Below are 15632 nucleotides of genomic sequence, written 5' to 3' on the forward strand. Positions count from 1 at the left end.
CCCCTTGCCCCTTATGCGCGCCGGGCGGACCGGCGGAAGCCGCCGGGGGCCGACCCGTACTCCCGCTTGAAGGCGTGGGCGAAGGCGAACTCCGAGGTGTAGCCCACCTTCCTCGCCACCGTGGCCACCGTCGCGTCCCCTTCGCGCAGCAGCCGGCCCGCGAGGGTCATCCGCCACCAGGTCAGGTACGTCTGCGGCGGCTGGCCGACCAGCGTGGCGAACCGTCGGGCGAAGGCCGCGCGGGAAAGCCCGGCCTGGGCGGCCAGTTCCGCGACGGTCCACTGCCGTCCGGGGGCGCTGTGGATGGCGCGCAGCCCGGCGGCGACGGCGGGATCGCGCAGCGCCGCCGCCCAGCCGGTGGCGGCGTGGGTGGACTGTTCGTCGAACCAGGCGCGCAGGATGTGCAGCAGCAGCACGTCGAGCAGGGCGGGCAGCATGGCGTCGCCGCCAGGACGTGGCTGCTCCAGTTCACCGCCGAGCAGGTCGACGGCGGCGCGCAGTCCCGGGTGGCGTCCGACGCGGGCCGGAAGGTGGATGACCTCCGGCAGGTCGTCGAGCAGCGGGTGGGCACGGGACCGGTCCAGGAGGTACGCGCCGCAGAGCATGACCGTCGCGGTGTCGTCGCCGGGTGAGCTCCCGGCCGGTGAGGTGGCGGCGTCCACCAGCGGGGTCGAGGGGCTGTCGGCGAGGCCGTGGGCGGCTCCGTGCGGCAGGAAGACCACATCCCCCACGCCGAGGGCGACCGGTGCGCTGTCGCGTGCGCTGTCCGGTGGGCTGTCAGGTGCTCCGTCCGGTGCTCCCTCTGGTGGGAACAGCCAGCACGACCCTTGCAGGACGATGTGGAACCCGGCCCCCGCGACCGGTGGGTTCCGCAGGCCGAACGGCGCCGGGCGGTGCACCCGGCCGGAGTGCGGCTTGCCGGTGCGCATGGCGGTGACCGCGTCGGAGAGTACGTCCATCCCGTCAGCGTATCGCCGCGATCCTGACGAAGACGCTCGCGCATGGAACGTAGACGCTGACGCATGGGGAGTCTCATCCGTGCCGCCCTACGGTGAACTTGCGGCTGAGTCGGGCGAGTTGGTCAGCCGCCTCCCACGACATCACTCCGCAGCAGGCCGCGGTGCACTCCGCAGCACTCATCGCTCGAACCAGGAGATCCACGTGAAGATCGCCGTCTACGGCGCGAACGGCTACCAGGGAAAGCTCGTCCTCGCCGAACTGGCCCGCCGAGGCCTCGACTTGCGGCTCGTCGGCCGCAACGCCACCCGGCTGCGCGAGGCCGCGACGACTGCGAGAACGACTGCGGGAACGACTGCGGGCACGACTGCGGGAACGGGCGAAGCCGAGCAGTGGGTGGCCGACACCCGCGACCACGACGCCCTCGTGGCGGCCTTCCGTGGCTGCGACGCGGTCATCAACTGCGCCGGGCCGTTCACCAGTTGCGGCCCCGCCGTGGTCCGGGCGGCCATCGCCGCAGGCTGCCACTACGTCGACACCGCCGGTGAACAGCTCTACATCAAAGCGGTCTTCGACACCTTCACCGGCGACGCGGAACGCGCCGGGGTCACCGTCGTCCCCGCCGCCAACGACAGTTGCGTCCCCGGTGACCTGATCGCCCACCTGGTCGCCGAACGCGTCCAGCGGATCGAGGAGATCACCGTCAGCCACTTCATCACCGGCGGGGGCGGGTTCTCCCGTGGTTCGCTGCGCTCGGCCGTCGACACGATCGACGCGATCAAGGCCGGCGGCCTCAGCTACGACGACGGGGACTGGCGTACCGGAACTCCCGCCCGGCACACCACAGTTGCCCTTCCCGACGCCCCGCTCCCGACCGACGTGGTGAAGTGCCCCTTGTCGGAGGTGGTGACCATTCCGCGCCACATCGAGGTCCGGCACGTGGAGAGCCACGTCGACGCCGCGGTCGCCGCCCAGTTGGACACCCCGCTCACTCCAGGGATCATCGACGGCCTGCCCGAAGGGCCCACCGAGGAGGACCGCCGTACCCAGCGGTTCACCTACCTCATCGACGCCGCCGGTCGCGACGGCCGATCGGCCCGCGGGGTGGTGCGGGGCCGCGACACCTACGGCAGCACCGCCGCGATCGCCGTCGAAGCCGCCCGCCGCCTGGCCGTGGACGGCGCCAAACCGGGCGTGCTGGCCCCGGCACAGGCTTACGACCCGGCCGACTTCCTCACCTTCCTCGCCCCCCACGGCATCACCTGGACCATCACCGACTCCGACGCCCCGGCCACCCAGGGGTGACACCGGGTGCGCACGACCGTCAGCGGCCGTGCGCACCCCGTCGCACCAATTAGCGTGCGTCCATGACGAAGACGCCGACGCCGTCCGTGCTCGACACCCTTACGCTCAACCGGGCCACCCTCGCCCGGCAACTGCTCCTGGAGCGGGCGCCGATGTCCGCCGGGGACGCCGTCGCGCACCTGCTCGGCCTGCAGGCGCAGAACGTGAAGCCGCCCTACTACGCGCTCGCCGCCCGCCTCGCCGACTTCGACCCCGAAGAGTTGTCGACGCTCATGGCCGCGCGTGCCGTCGTCCGTATCGTCACCATGCGCTCCACCCTGCACACCCACACCGCCACCGACGCCCTCACCCTGCGGCCCCTCGTGCAGCCCGCGCGTGACCGCGAGCTGAACATGTTCCGCAACGGCCTCACCGGCGTCGACCTCGACCAACTCGCCGTACAGGCAAGGGAGTTGGTCGAGGAAAAGCCGCGTACGCTCAAGCAGTTGCGGGACGCGCTCGGCGTGACCTGGCCGGACGCCGACCCGCAGGCCCTCGGCATCGCCGCCCGCAACACCCTGGCCCTCGTCCAGGTCACCCCGCGCGGACTGTGGCGGCAGAGCGGGCAGGTCGCGCTCACCACCGTCGAGCACTGGCTGGACCGTCCCATGGGGCCCGCGCCCACACCCGACGAGGCCGTCCTGCGTTACCTCGCCGCCTTCGGGCCCGCCTCCGTCAAGGACATGCAGACCTGGGCGGGCGTCACCCGGCTGCGGCCCGTCTTCGAGCGGCTGCGGCCCCGGCTCGTGGAGTTCCGGGACGAGCACGGGGCCGAGTTGTTCGACCTGCCCGACGCCCCGAGGCCCGACGCGGACACCCCGGCGCCCGCGCGGCTGCTGCCCGAGTTCGACAACCTGCTCCTCTCGCACGCCGACCGCACCCGCGTCGTCCCGGCCGCGTACAAGGGCCGTACCTGGGTGGGCAATCGCAGCCATTCCGTCTTCCTCGCCGACGGACTCCTCGCGGGTGTGTGGCGGCTCGACGAACCCGAGCCCGACGGCGCGGAGCCGGTCATCACCGTCGAGCCCTTCGGCACGCTGACGAAGGCGCAGCGCGCGGAGGTCGAGACGGAGGCGGAGCGGCTGCTCGCCGGGCCGATGGGCGGGGCGCCCGGGGCCTCCTCGTACGACATCCGATTCGGGACGGTCATCGGGGTCTGAACGGGCCACGCAGGCGGCCCCCTACCACTTCCCGCAGCCGGTTAACATGCGACAACTCCCTTGAGGAGACAGCGGATCGCGGTACGGAACGGCAGCGGGGGAGGCCGGCGGTGGACACGGTGGTGTCGCGGCAGTCGAAGAAGAAGGCGGAGCAGGCCTGGCTCCAGGGGATGCAGTGCTTGCGGGCCGGCAACCGGTCCGCGGCCGGGGACTGGTTCGAGGAAGCGGTACGGCACGACCCGACCGCCGCCGACGCCTGGCTCGGCGTGCACGCCACGGAACGCCGCCGCGGCGAGGCCGTCACCGCCATGAACTGGCACGCGGCCACCTTCGGCGAACTCCGCTCGCGGCACGGCATGCCCCTCAAGTCCCGCTTCGACCTGGGGCATTACGTCACGTTCCGGCTCGAGACACCGCGCGATCTGTGGCTGGCCCGGATGGCCGACCTGCTCTCGCACACCAAGCTCGACGAGGTCGGGGGGCCGCTGTCGACGGCGGTGCTCGACTGCGACGAGACCCGGTTCGTCTGCACCCGGTACGCCTTCCTCAAGAACGACTGGAACCAGGTCCTCACCTTCGCCCGGGGCATCCAGGACGGCTTCATGACCGACGAGTCCCAGCTGTACGTCGCCAGGGCGCTGATCGAGCAGCAGGTGTTCCACGCCGCCCTCGACACCCTCGCCCCGCTGCCCACCACGATGGACCCCGGCGCCCGCTTCGAGGGCGAGGTGGCGTACCTGCGCGGCCAGGCCACGGCAGGCCTCGGCCGGGAGGACGAGGCGCTGCGTCACTACCAGCACTCCTATCGGCTGTTCCCGGACCTCGGCGACGTGGCGCAGCGGGCCCGCGCCAAGCCGGCTCCTACCCCTGCACCGCCGACGCCTCCGGTACCTGTGGCGCCGCCGCCCGCGCCCCCGACGGCTCCGCCCGCGCCCGGTGCGCCCGCGACCGACGCTCCCGGCACCTCCGTACCGCCGCAGCAGGCCGGTACCGCCGAGGCGACCGGGGCCGAGCCGACCGGTGCCGAGGCGCGCGAGGAGATCCTCACCCGGGCCCTCGCCGCCCTGGACGACATGACCGGACTCGCCCCGGTGAAGCGCCAGATCCGTACGCTCGTCGCGCAGTTGCGGATGGCCGCGCTCCGCGCCGAGCAGGGGCTGCCCGCCGTGACCCGCCCGCACCACTTCGTGTTCGCGGGCCCGCCCGGCACCGGCAAGACCACCGTGGCCCGGATCGTCGGCGAGGTCTTCAACGGGCTCGGCCTCCTCGAACAGGGCCACCTCATCGAGGCCCACCGCGTCGACCTGGTCGGCCAGCACCTCGGCGAGACCGCGATCAAGACGTCCGGGGTGATCGACCGGGCGCTCGACGGCGTGCTGTTCATCGACGAGGCGTACGCCCTGTCCAACACCGGCTACTCGGGCGGCGACGCCTTCGGCAAGGAAGCGCTGCAGGTGCTCCTCAAGCGGGCCGAGGACGACCGGGACCGGCTCGTGGTGATCCTCGTCGGCTACCAGGACGAGATCGCCGAACTCCTCTCCAGCAATCCAGGGCTCGCCTCGCGCTTCACGACCCGCGTGGAGTTCCCCGCGTACTCGGCGGACGAACTCCTGGAGATCGCCGGGTCGTTCCTCGCCGCCAACGGTGACGTGCTCGCGGACGAGGCGCGCACCGCCCTGGAGACCCGGCTCGGGCAGATCGTCGACGAGGAGCGCATCAACACCCTCGGCAACGGCCGCTTCGTGCGCGAGCTGTGCCTCAAGGCCGCCGCCCTGCGCGACCTGCGCCTCGCCGACGCGGCGGGCGAACGCACGCTGAGCCGCGAGGAGATCACCACCCTGCTGTTCGACGACATCAACGCGGCCTACGTCGAGGTGACGAACGGCTGATGAAAGGGACCCCTGTGAAGCTCGTGCTCTGGCTGGTTCTCCTGGCCGCTCTGCTCACCAACCTCACCTCGCCGTTCTACCTGGAGGGCTCGTCCCAGGCACTGCTGAGCGTCGGCACCGGAGCGGTCGTCGTGGCCGCGGCGGGCGGGCTCTGGCACCTCCGCAGCCGGCACCTCCGCAGCCGCGCCGCCGAGCCCGAAGACCAGAGCGGCGCCTGAGCCGAACGGACACGCCCCTCGGCCAGTGGCATCCTTGGCCGGTGTTCTCAACCGACCATGCGGGCGCCGTGTTCTTCGATGTCGATGGCACCCTCGTCCCAGGTACGAGTTCGTCGGTCTTTCTGGCCGGCTTCCTCGGCCATCGGGACGAGTTGGCCAAGGCGGAGGACGCCTACGCCTCCGGCGCCGTGGACAACCGGCAGGTCTCCGAGCTGGATGCCGCGGGCTGGGCGGGGGTTGCTCAGGACCAGGTCTCCGGCTGGCTCGACGGGCTTCCCTTGGTCCCGGGCATCACGGAGACCGTGGCCTGGTGTCGGCAGAACGGTTTGGTTCCTGTACTGGCAACCCTCGCCTGGTCGCCGGTCGGCAGCTACCTGACTGATCGCTTCGGCTTCCACGCGTTCAGCGGACCTCGGCTTGAGACCATCGACGGCCGGTTCACAGGCCGGGTCGCCTGCCACTTCGACGAGTACGGCAAACGAGATTTCGCTCTTGCGCAGGCCCGCGAACTGGGGCTGGCTCCCCACTCGTGCGGGGCAGTCGGAGACAGCCGCTCCGACCTGCCACTGTTCGCGTCCGTCAGGTTGAGCGTGGCGTTCAACGCATCGGCAGGAGCGCGAGAGGCGGCGACCGTCGCGGTCGACGACAACGACCTGCGGGGCGTGCTTCCCGTCTTGAGCCGCCTGGTTACAGCCACGCGTTGACGACCGCGTGCCGCTCAGCCGCCCCCTACGGCAGGATCCCGGCCCGCCGCGCCGCCACCACGGCCTCCAAGCGGGTGTGCGCCCCCAACTTCCGCATGGCGGACCGGAGATAGCCCTTCACCGTCTCCGGGCGGAGGCCGAGCCGGTCCGCAGCCGCCGTGTTCGTCGCGCCCGACGCCACACACGCCAGTACGTCGACCTCGCGCGGCGCCAGCCGTACCGCGCGCTCGGGGAACGGGGTGCTCGCACCTGCCAGGCGGCCCACCACGGCGAGGAGTTCGGCGCGCAGCTCCGGGTCGACGACGCGCGGGGCCAGGGCGCGCAGTGAGGCGTGTGCCTCGCGGACCTGCTCCCAGGCGCCGTGGCCCGCCTCCGGCGCGTGCGCCGCGGAGATCAGGGCCCGCGCCTCGTCCCGTACGACAAGTGCCTGCTCCACGTCACGGGCCGCCGCCACCGCCGCGTCGAGGGTGCGCTCGCCCAGCGGGTGCGCGGTGCGCAGCGCGCCGTACAGGATGCCGCGCACCCGGCGCCGCACCACCACGGGCACGGCGAGTACGGAGCGCAGGCCCTCGGCGGCGACGGCCACGTCGTACTCGTGGCTGATGTGCCGGGACGTGCTGTAGTCCGTGACGGCGCAGGCGCGGGCCAGGGCGTGCGCCTTGCCGCCGAGGCCGCTGCCGGGGGCGACCGCGAGGCCCTGCAGGGCGGTCGTGGACGCCCCGCTCAGCTCGCCGATCCGCAGCCCGCGGCTCTCCTCGATCAGGCCGCCGAACGCGACCGGAAGGCCCGTCGCGCGGCGCATCCGCACCAGCGCCGCCCGTAACTCCACCGCAGCCCCGGAGTCAGCCGTCACCGCGCACCTCACTCTCCGATGTGGGTCTGCCGTCCCGTCACCCCCGTCCGGGGGTGGCAGGATCCGGTCACCGCCAACACGATGTTAATGAGCGGTCCGGTGCGGGGGAGGACACATGGCGGCAATGCGCCCGGACCACCGGACGACAGGAGACAAGTATGCGGACACCGATGACCGTCGCGGACTTCCTCGACCGGGCCGAGCTGGGGTTCGCCTCCAGCACCGGCGTCGTCGACGAACCCCGGCAACCGGCGCTAGCCGTGCCGGAGTTGACGTACGGCGGGCTCGGTGAGCGGGTACGGGCCTGGCAGGCCGGGCTCGACGCGCTCGGTGTCGCCGAGGGCGAGCGGGTGGCGGTGGTCAGCCACAATTCCACGCGCCTGTTGGAGCTGCTTTTCGCCGTGCCGATGAGCGGCCGGATCTGTGTCCCGGTGAACTTCCGCCTCAAGCCCGAGGAGATCGCGTACGTGGTGCGGCAGAGCGGCGCCTCGGTGCTGCTCGTCGACCCGGAACTCGACGCGGAGCTGTCCGGTGTGAAGGCACGGCACCGCTTTGTGCTCGGCGAGCAGACCGACACGGAGCTGATGCGGTTCGGCGTGGAGCCGCGCCCCTGGTCGAACCCCGACGAGGACGCCACCGCCACCATCAACTACACGTCCGGAACCACCGCGCGCCCCAAGGGAGTTCAGCTCACCCACCGCAACATCTGGGTCAACGGCCTCACCTTCGGCCTGCACACCCGCTCCTGGGAACGCGACGTCTACATGCACACGCTGCCGATGTTCCACTGCAACGGCTGGGGCATGCCGTACGTGATGGCCGGGCTCGGCGTGAAGCAGGTGGTGCTCCGCAAGGTGGACGGCGCGGAGATCCTGCGCCGGGTCGAGGAGCACGGCGTCACCCTGATGTGCGGGGCGCCCGCCGTGTGGAACATGGTGCTCGACGCCGCCGCGAACTGGCAGGGCGAGATCCCCGGCCGCGACCGGGTGCGCATCGTGTGCGCAGGGGCGCCGCCGCCCACCAAGATGATCCAGCGCGTGGGCGACGAGCTGGGCTGGGAGTTCACCCAGATCTACGGCCTCACCGAGACGTCCCCGGTCCTCACCTTCAACCGGACCCGCCCCGGCGACACGGAGCTGCCCGCCGAGGAGCGCGCCCGCAAGCTGTCGCGGGCCGGACTGCCCGCGCTCGGCGTCAAGTTGAAGGTGTCCGACGGGGGTGAGGTGCTCGCCCGCTCCAATGTCGTACTTGACGGGTACTGGGAGAAGCCGGAGGAGACCGAGGCGGCCCTTGAGGGCGGCTGGTTCCACACCGGCGACGGCGGCACCCTCGACGAGGCGGACGGCCACCTCACCATCTCCGACCGCAAGAAGGACGTGATCATCACCGGCGGCGAGAACGTCTCGTCCATCGAGGTGGAGGACGCGATCTTCAGTCACCCGGCGGTGGCGGAGGTCGCGGTGATCGGCGTTCCGCACGAGAAGTGGGGCGAGACCATCAAGGCCCTCGTGGTGCTCGTCGAGGGCGCGACGGCGGACGAGGCGGAGATCATCGCCCACTGCAAGGCCCGCATGGCGCGTTACAAGGCCCCGACGAGTGTGGAGTTCCGCCCGGCGATTCCGCGCACGGCTACGGGGAAGATTCAGAAGTTCTTGTTGCGGGAGCAGTATTGGGAGGGTCGGGGGCGCGGCGTGAACTAGGCACCGCCACGGGGGCTCCGCCCCCGGACCCCTTCCCCCAGCTACCGCTGGGGGTGCCCCCACCTCAATCGCCGGAGGGGCTGAATTTCGCTGAGGCATCAGCCAAATCCAGCCCGTCCTGGGGGCACCTCCCAGCGGTAGCTGGGGGAGATTGAGGACGAGCCCGGAGGGCGATCGACGGTGCCCGAGCCGAGGCGCAGCCTGAATTTTCGGCCCCCACAAGCTCCGCGAACCTCTTCGCAGAAACCTCAACCGACCCCGCCGCAGCACCCCCCTCGTCCCCGACGCTCACCATGAGCCCGACGAGCTGGCTCTCGAAAAGACGGTCGCCCGTGCACGGTTCCACCAGGTAGCGGCCGAGTTCGAGCGACGCGATCCCGTGGACCGTCGTCCACATCTGGTGCGCGACGAGCTCCGCATCCCCCGCCGGGAAGCGCCCCGCGGCGATGCAGCGCTGCGCGCAGTGCACGACGTTGGCGAGGGTGTACCGCCCGTACTGCCGGTCCTCGTCGGTCAGTTGGAACCCTGACAGCGACGAGCCGCCGAACATCACCTCGTAGAGATGCGCGTTGGTCATCGCGTTGTGCCGGTAGAGGCGGCCGAGCACCGCCATGTCCGCGACCGGGTCGTCGGTCGTGTCGAGGCTCGTCAAGTACGTCTCGAGACGGGCGAATCCCTCCCGCGCGATCTCGCGCACCAGGTCGTTCATGCTGCCGAAATGGGTGTAGACGGCCATCGTCGAGCAGCCGGTCTCGGTGGCGACGCGGCGCGTGGACAGCGCGCGCGGGCCTTCCTCGGAGAGAAGTCGGGCGGCGGTCTCGATCAGTGCCGCGCGGGTCGTGGGGTCAGGGCGTCTCGGGCTCACCTTGACAGTGTTCCATAACGTCGTTATTTTCGTAGCACAACAGCGTTATGGAACGCCTCGGCCGACCCCGGCCGACCTCGGCCCACCCTGGTCACTCACGAAGGAGCCCGTCATGAACAAGCCCTCCACCGAGTCCCTCGACGGAGTCCGCCGCCCGCAGTTCCGGCTCGACTCCGGCTGGGACGTGTTCGAGGAGTGGTCGCAGAGCGCCGGCCAGATCGAAAAGAACGCGGTCCACAAAGCCCTTTTCGCAATCGCGGACCGCACCGCCTTCACGGATTACGAGATTCTCGACGTGACCGCCCCTACCCGGGATGTCTTTGTCCTGGTACGCAAGGATCTGGTGCTCAAGGTCCATCTGCGGGACCTGGACACCTTCGCGATTGCCTATGTCGGCCCCGCGGCCGCCGCGCCGGGACTTGAGCTCGCCGAGTAACACCCCCGTTCCCACCAGGTGTTTTATGGGCGAGGAAGCCCTCTGTGGCTCAACTCCCGCCCCTCCTGGGTGGCTTGACACCGTACGGGCCCTATGGAAATCTCGGCGAAGTCGCCGAGTCTGGTTCCTGTTCAGGAATTCATAGGGGGATTTACGATGGCACCGCTCGAAGTTTCCGGAATAGATGTTTCCTCGCGAGTTCGTGCACGTGATATTCAAATGGCCGGTGTTGCGGACGTACGCCGCCGTGTCCTCATGATTTCCGGCGCCATCGACACCGTCGACCACGATGTGTCCGTCTGCGTCAATCTTCCCGAGCCCGGCCGCTGGCAGGTCATCAAGTCCGAGACCAACCTGACGGACAAGACGTGGGTGGCCATGCAGGCCTCCACCGACGAGGACTCCGTCTTCGTCGACGAGGGCGACACCCTCGTCATGTCGCGGCAGTTCGCGAAGTCCTTCCTCTCGCCCGACCAGCGCCGCCTGACCTTCTACGACGGTGAAGTGCGGCCCGGCGAGGCCGTGGTGAAGATGTACACGCTCGAGACCACCGGCAACCGGCCGACCTACGCGTACTCGCGCTACAGCCCCATCACCACCGACACCGCGGAGCAGTCGCAGGCCACCCTGGAGCGGCTGATCTCCGACGGCATGCCGCAGCGGCCCGTCATCGAAGTGATCGTCCCGGTCACGGTCGTCGGGTGACCACCTTCGTCCCCGAGCCGCACCTGCTGGAATCGCCCCGCGGCCGCGCCTGGCCGCTGCTGCCCGGCACCGCCCCGCTGAGCCCGCCCACACCCACGCCGCCGAGCACCGCGGACGCGGTCGTCGTCGGCGCGGGACCGGCGGGGCTCGCGGTGGCGTCCGCCCTCTGGCACCTCGGCGTACACGACATCGTGCTGCTCGACCGCGACGGCCGGGCCTGCGGGCGGTTCCTCGACCGTATCGACACCCTGAAGCAGCGGGTCCTCCGCTCGCCCTACCAGCACCACCCCGGCGTCGAGGGCTACCGCGACTGCGAACTCCTCGACTTCGCCCGCCTGCACTGGTCCCGGCTCACCGACACCGAACGGCGCGAGGTCCGCATGGCCCAGTCCGGGCACCGCTCGGTCGTCCCGGTCGACGTGTTCGAGGCGTACTGCCGCCATGTGTCCGCCCTGCACCACGTGGACGAGCGGATCTGGCGGACGACGGTGCGCCAGGTGATACCGGAGGGCGACCAAGTCACCGTGCGCGGCGCCGGGTTCGCGGTGACCGCCCCGTACGCGATCCTCTGCCTCGGCGAGGAGCGGAAGGACGCGCCCGCGCACTGGACCGACGGCGCGCCGCTGCCCGAGGGCGTCGGCTACTGGGACGAGCCCGTGCCCGACAGCGCCGAGAGCCTTGTCGTGGTCGGCGCCGGACTCAGCGCCGCCCACCTCATCTCCAACGGCCTCGCCGCGGGCCGTCGGGTGCACTGGATCCTGCGCGCCGACGCCGAGCGCTACCAGTGCGCCGACGTCAACGCCTCCTTCTTCCGCGCCGAGGGCCGGGCCCGCTTCGACGGGACCAGCTGGGCCGACCGGCAGCAGTTGATGGGCGGACAGCGTCGGGCCTCCGTGATGTTCGAGTTCCGGCCGCTGCTCCAACAGGCCGAGGCGGACGGCTGGTTGAGCGTGTACCGCGGCCGTACGGTCGCCGGACTCGAAGCCGCAGGAGTTGCCGGAGTCGCCGGAGCCGCTGGAGCCGGGCGTGCCGCCGTCCGTCTCGCCGACGGTGAGCGGATCACCGGCGACCATGTGGTGCTCGCCCTCGGCACCAGCGTCTCCAACGGCGAGGCCCTGCTGCCCTCTTGGGCGGCCGGCACCCGCGACGGCTGGCCCGACCTCGACGAACGCACCCTCGCCTACCGCAACGCACCCCGCGTACTCGCTGTGGGCGCCGCCGCCGGCATGGTCCTCGGGCCCGCCGCCCGCAACATCGACGGCCACCGCGTCGCGACCGCCCGCGTGGCGGCGACTGTTGCGGCGGGGCTTGAAGGGGGCCGACTCGCGGGGGAATCCCTGGAGTTGACCTCCACCGGGCACGCCGCGCACCCCGCCGAGGAAGCAGCCGTCCATGCCTGACCGCACACCCGCCTGACCGCACACCCGCCTGACCCGCGTAACTGCCCGACCGCAGCACCCGTCTGACCCGCGTACCCGCCTGACCCGTCCCTGTCCTGTCGGCCCGAACCGTACGAGGCGCCCACAGCCATGTCTGACCCACACGCCTACGACCCGCGCTTCGCCCTGACCGCGGTCGACGACCCGCCCCTCACCGAGACCGGCGTGATGCTGATGGGCCTCGACGCGGAACGGCTGCTCGCCGGGCTCGGTATGGCCGCGCTCGCCGACGACCCGGCGCAGGTCGCCCTCACCGTCGACCGGGCCAAGCACGGCGTCGAGCTCCGCCTCACCTTCGACGCCCTGGTCGAGGCGGGCGTCGTCCGATGGCGCGAGGCCCGCACCGCCCTCGACGCGCTGGGCGGCGCGGGCGCGCCGCCCGCCTCGCTCCGCAAGACCTGGGAGCGGACCCTCGCCATGCTCGACGACTGCGACCTCGGCGCCGTCGGGCCCGCCACCGCCGCCCACCTGGCGGCGTGCTGGCTGCGCCACCAGGAAGTCGACCAGCGCGCCGCCGAGCGGGGCGCGCCCCAGGGGGAGTGACCCACCATGACCTACCTGAAGTCCCTGCCGTCCGACGCGGCGCTGCTCCAGGTCTTCCGGGCCTACCCGGCCACCTCGCGCCCGCTGTTGGAATTCCACGAGAAGGTGCTGCGCGACGACTCGCCGTTCACCGTCGCCGAACGCGAACTCATGGCCGCGTACGTGTCCGGGCTCAACGAGTGCTCGTACTGCCACGGCGTGCACACCAGGACGGCCGAGGCCTTTGGCGTACCGGCCGGGCTGCTCACCGCGCTGCTGCACGACCTCGACACCGCACCCGCCGACGAGCGCCTCAAGCCCGTCCTTCGCTACCTGCGCACCCTCACCCGCACCCCGTCCCGGATCACCGAGGCCGACGCGGCGGCGGTGTACGCGGCGGGGTGGGACGAAGACGCCCTGCACGACGCGGTGTTGGTGTGCGCCCTGTTCAACTTCATGAACCGCATGGTCGAGGGCCTCGGCGTCAGCGCCGACGAGAGTTACTTCGCCACCTCCGGTGACCGCCTGCGCGAGAAGGGCTACTCGGGCCTCGCACAGCTCCTGGACGAGCCCGCCGACCAGCCGTCCTGACCTGCCCTCCCCCGGAACCGCGTGCGCCCGGCGCAGCGTCCTGCCTGCCGTAACAGGCATGTCGTACGGAAGCAGGACGCAGGCTATGGAGACGATGAAGATCCTGCCCACGGCCCTGGCCCTGCTCCTGCTGCCCCCGCTGGTCATGCCCTGGGTGTGCACGGCCTTCGCCCGCCTCCACGACGACCTGCGCGCGCAAGATCCGAGAGACGCCCCCTAGGCGTCCCGATGACCTTCGGTGCATGCTGACGCCATGCTGCAGAACGAGACCCTCTCGTACGCCCACGGCCCCGGCCGCACCCCGCTGCTCGGTGACACCATCGGCCGCAATCTGGACCGTGCCGTCGCCGCGTACCCGGACCGTGAAGCGCTCGTCGACGTGCCGTCGGGGCGGCGCTGGACCTACGCCGAGTTCGGCCGGGCCGTGGACGACGTGGCCCTCGGGCTGCTCGGGCACGGGGTGGCCAAGGGCGACCGCGTCGGCATCTGGGCGGTCAACTGCCCCGAGTGGGTGCTGATCCAGTACGCCACCGCGCGGATCGGCGCCGTCATGGTGAACATCAACCCGGCTTACCGCGCCCACGAGTTGGAGTACGTACTCAACCAGGCCGGCATCGGTGTGCTCGTCGCCTCGCTCGGCCACAAGACCAGCGACTACCGCGCCCTGGTCGAGCAGGTCCGGCCGAACTGCCCCGCGCTGCGCCGCACGCACTACATCGGCGACGAGACCAGCTGGGCCGCACTCCTCGCCGAACCCGCGAGCCGCGAGCAACTGGCCGGCCGCGAGGCCGAGTTGAGCTGCGACGACCCGGTGAACATCCAGTACACCTCGGGTACCACGGGCTTCCCGAAGGGCGCCACGCTCTCGCACCACAACATCCTCAACAACGGCCACCACGTAGGGCAGTTGATCGGCTACACCGAGCAGGACCGGGTCTGTCTGCCCGTGCCCTTCTACCACTGCTTCGGCATGGTCATGGGCAACCTCGCGGCCGTCGCGCACGGTGCGTGCATCGTCATCCCGGCCCCGTCCTTCGACCCCGCCGCGACCCTGCGCGCCGTGCAACAGGAGCGCTGCACCTCGCTGTACGGCGTGCCGACCATGTTCATCGCCGAACTCGGCCTGCCCGACTTCGCCTCGTACGACCTGTCCTCGCTGCGCACCGGGATCATGGCGGGATCGCCCTGTCCCGTCGAGGTGATGAAGCGCGTCGTCGCCGAGATGCACATGGAGCAGGTGTCGATCTGCTACGGCATGACCGAGACGTCCCCGGTGTCGCTGCAGACCCGGATGGACGACGACCTGGAGCGCCGCACCGGCACCGTCGGCCGCGTGCACCCGCACCTGGAGGTCAAGGTCGTCGACCCCGCCACCGGCGTGACCGTGCCGCGCGGCGCCCCCGGCGAGCTCTGCACGCGCGGCTACAGCGTGATGCTCGGCTACTGGGACGAGCCGGAGAAGACCGCCGACGCCATCGACGCCGGACGCTGGATGCACACCGGCGACCAGGCCGTGATGCTGGACGACGGGTACGTACGGATCGTCGGCCGCATCAAGGACATGATCATCCGGGGCGGCGAGAACATCTACCCGCGCGAGATCGAGGAGTTCCTGCACGGCCACCCGAAGATCGCCGACGTACAGGTGGTGGGCGTCCCGCACGAGCGGTACGGCGAGGAGGTGCTGGCCTGCGTCGTACCGAGCGACCCCGCCGACCCGCTGACCCTCGACGAGTTGCGCGCCCACTGCCACGAGCGCCTCGCCCACTACAAGGTGCCGACCCGGCTGCAGATCGTCGACGAGTTCCCGATGACGGTGTCGGGCAAGGTACGGAAGATCGAGCTGCGGGAGCGGTACGCGGGTTAGACCGGGTCCGGCAGTGCCCGCCGCATGCACACCCGTGGCCACCGGTCGAGGCCGAGCTCGGCCTCGTGGGCGCGGATGATCCGCAGTCCGGGGGTGAGCGCGGCGGGGGCGAGGGTGTGGAAGCCGAGGCGGGTGTAGTACGGGGCGTTCCACGGCACCTCGGTGAACGTCGTCAACGTCAGTGCGTCCAGGGCGAGTTGGCTTGCGTACGACTCGGCGTGGGACAGCAGGGCGCGCCCCACGCCGCGCCGGGCCGCGTCCGGGTGTACGGAGACCTGCTCGATGTGCAGGGCGCCGTCGACCACCTCGGCGAGGAGGTACGCGACGGGCCGGTCCTCGGGGGCGGCGACCCCCGTCGCAACCCCCGCCGTAACCCCCGTAT

General features: G+C 71.2%; 17 protein-coding genes. 13 read left to right on the top strand and 4 right to left on the bottom strand.

Going from position 1 to position 15632, the window contains the following annotated elements:
• Positions 1 to 11 precede the first annotated feature (11 nt).
• The gene (locus tag GUY60_RS20535) at positions 12 to 959 is read right to left on the bottom strand and encodes an AraC family transcriptional regulator (RefSeq protein ID WP_161699955.1); all 948 of its coding nucleotides are present in this window, start codon (positions 957 to 959) and stop codon (positions 12 to 14) included.
• Positions 960 to 1161: 202 nt separating this feature from the next.
• Here GUY60_RS20535 and GUY60_RS20540 point away from each other — a divergent pair, with 202 nt between their 5' ends.
• The 5 genes from GUY60_RS20540 (at position 1162) to GUY60_RS20560 (ending at position 6272) form a co-directional block, all read left to right on the top strand.
• Entirely contained in the window at positions 1162 to 2262 is a 1101-nt protein-coding gene (locus tag GUY60_RS20540; protein ID WP_161699957.1) for a saccharopine dehydrogenase family protein, read from the top strand.
• A gap of 62 nt (positions 2263 to 2324) precedes the next feature.
• Complete coding sequence (locus GUY60_RS20545) at positions 2325 to 3461, top strand: winged helix DNA-binding domain-containing protein (protein WP_161699959.1); 1137 nt, start codon at positions 2325 to 2327, stop codon at positions 3459 to 3461.
• A gap of 110 nt (positions 3462 to 3571) precedes the next feature.
• Complete coding sequence (locus tag GUY60_RS20550; RefSeq protein ID WP_312866366.1) at positions 3572 to 5350, top strand: AAA family ATPase; 1779 nt, start codon at positions 3572 to 3574, stop codon at positions 5348 to 5350.
• Complete coding sequence (locus GUY60_RS20555; RefSeq protein WP_161699961.1) at positions 5350 to 5568, top strand: hypothetical protein; 219 nt, start codon at positions 5350 to 5352, stop codon at positions 5566 to 5568. The genes GUY60_RS20550 and GUY60_RS20555 overlap by 1 nt, the downstream gene beginning before the upstream one ends.
• A gap of 41 nt (positions 5569 to 5609) precedes the next feature.
• On the top strand, positions 5610 to 6272 hold the full coding sequence (locus tag GUY60_RS20560) for an HAD family hydrolase (protein ID WP_161699963.1): 663 nt from the start codon (positions 5610 to 5612) through the stop codon (positions 6270 to 6272).
• Positions 6273 to 6297: 25 nt separating this feature from the next.
• Here GUY60_RS20560 and GUY60_RS20565 read toward each other — a convergent pair whose 3' ends face one another.
• Positions 6298 to 7125, bottom strand: a complete 828-nt coding sequence (locus GUY60_RS20565; protein ID WP_161699965.1) for a helix-turn-helix transcriptional regulator — start codon at positions 7123 to 7125, stop codon at positions 6298 to 6300.
• A 158-nt stretch (positions 7126 to 7283) separates the two neighbouring features.
• Between GUY60_RS20565 and GUY60_RS20570 the strand changes: the two genes are divergently transcribed.
• On the top strand, positions 7284 to 8825 hold the full coding sequence (locus GUY60_RS20570) for an AMP-binding protein (protein ID WP_161699967.1): 1542 nt from the start codon (positions 7284 to 7286) through the stop codon (positions 8823 to 8825).
• A gap of 64 nt (positions 8826 to 8889) precedes the next feature.
• Here the strand turns inward: GUY60_RS20570 and GUY60_RS20575 are convergent, their stop codons facing one another.
• The gene (locus GUY60_RS20575; RefSeq protein WP_161699969.1) at positions 8890 to 9690 is read right to left on the bottom strand and encodes a TetR/AcrR family transcriptional regulator; all 801 of its coding nucleotides are present in this window, start codon (positions 9688 to 9690) and stop codon (positions 8890 to 8892) included.
• Positions 9691 to 9802: 112 nt separating this feature from the next.
• On the opposite strand from GUY60_RS20575, the gene GUY60_RS20580 reads away from it, so the two are divergent.
• The 7 genes from GUY60_RS20580 (at position 9803) to GUY60_RS20605 (ending at position 15250) form a co-directional block, all read left to right on the top strand.
• Positions 9803 to 10126, top strand: coding sequence for a DUF6235 family protein (locus GUY60_RS20580; protein WP_161699971.1), 324 nt, complete (start codon positions 9803 to 9805; stop codon positions 10124 to 10126).
• Positions 10127 to 10345: 219 nt separating this feature from the next.
• Entirely contained in the window at positions 10346 to 10831 is a 486-nt protein-coding gene (locus GUY60_RS20585) for a DUF6423 family protein (protein WP_161699973.1), read from the top strand.
• The gene (locus GUY60_RS39125; RefSeq protein ID WP_161699975.1) at positions 10828 to 12231 is read left to right on the top strand and encodes an FAD-dependent oxidoreductase; all 1404 of its coding nucleotides are present in this window, start codon (positions 10828 to 10830) and stop codon (positions 12229 to 12231) included. Before GUY60_RS20585 ends, GUY60_RS39125 begins: the two co-directional genes overlap by 4 nt.
• Positions 12232 to 12360: 129 nt before the next feature.
• Positions 12361 to 12813 carry a DUF6187 family protein gene (locus GUY60_RS20595; RefSeq protein WP_161699977.1) on the top strand — a complete coding sequence of 151 codons (453 nt, stop codon included), beginning with the start codon at positions 12361 to 12363 and terminating at the stop codon, positions 12811 to 12813.
• Between the two features lie 6 nt (positions 12814 to 12819).
• A complete protein-coding gene (locus GUY60_RS20600) occupies positions 12820 to 13383 on the top strand; it encodes a carboxymuconolactone decarboxylase family protein (RefSeq protein ID WP_161699979.1) in 564 nt (187 codons plus the stop codon).
• An 85-nt stretch (positions 13384 to 13468) separates the two neighbouring features.
• Positions 13469 to 13603, top strand: coding sequence for a hypothetical protein (locus GUY60_RS39545; RefSeq protein WP_281368539.1), 135 nt, complete (start codon positions 13469 to 13471; stop codon positions 13601 to 13603).
• A 33-nt stretch (positions 13604 to 13636) separates the two neighbouring features.
• Positions 13637 to 15250 carry an AMP-binding protein gene (locus GUY60_RS20605; RefSeq protein ID WP_161699981.1) on the top strand — a complete coding sequence of 538 codons (1614 nt, stop codon included), beginning with the start codon at positions 13637 to 13639 and terminating at the stop codon, positions 15248 to 15250.
• Here the strand turns inward: GUY60_RS20605 and GUY60_RS20610 are convergent.
• Positions 15247 to 15632: GNAT family N-acetyltransferase (locus tag GUY60_RS20610; protein ID WP_161699983.1), on the bottom strand; the 386-nt coding region annotated here is incomplete at its 5' end. The genes GUY60_RS20605 and GUY60_RS20610 overlap by 4 nt on opposite strands.

This window comes from Streptomyces boluensis (assembly GCF_009908195.1).
In the GTDB taxonomy this organism is placed as follows: domain Bacteria; phylum Actinomycetota; class Actinomycetes; order Streptomycetales; family Streptomycetaceae; genus Streptomyces; species Streptomyces boluensis.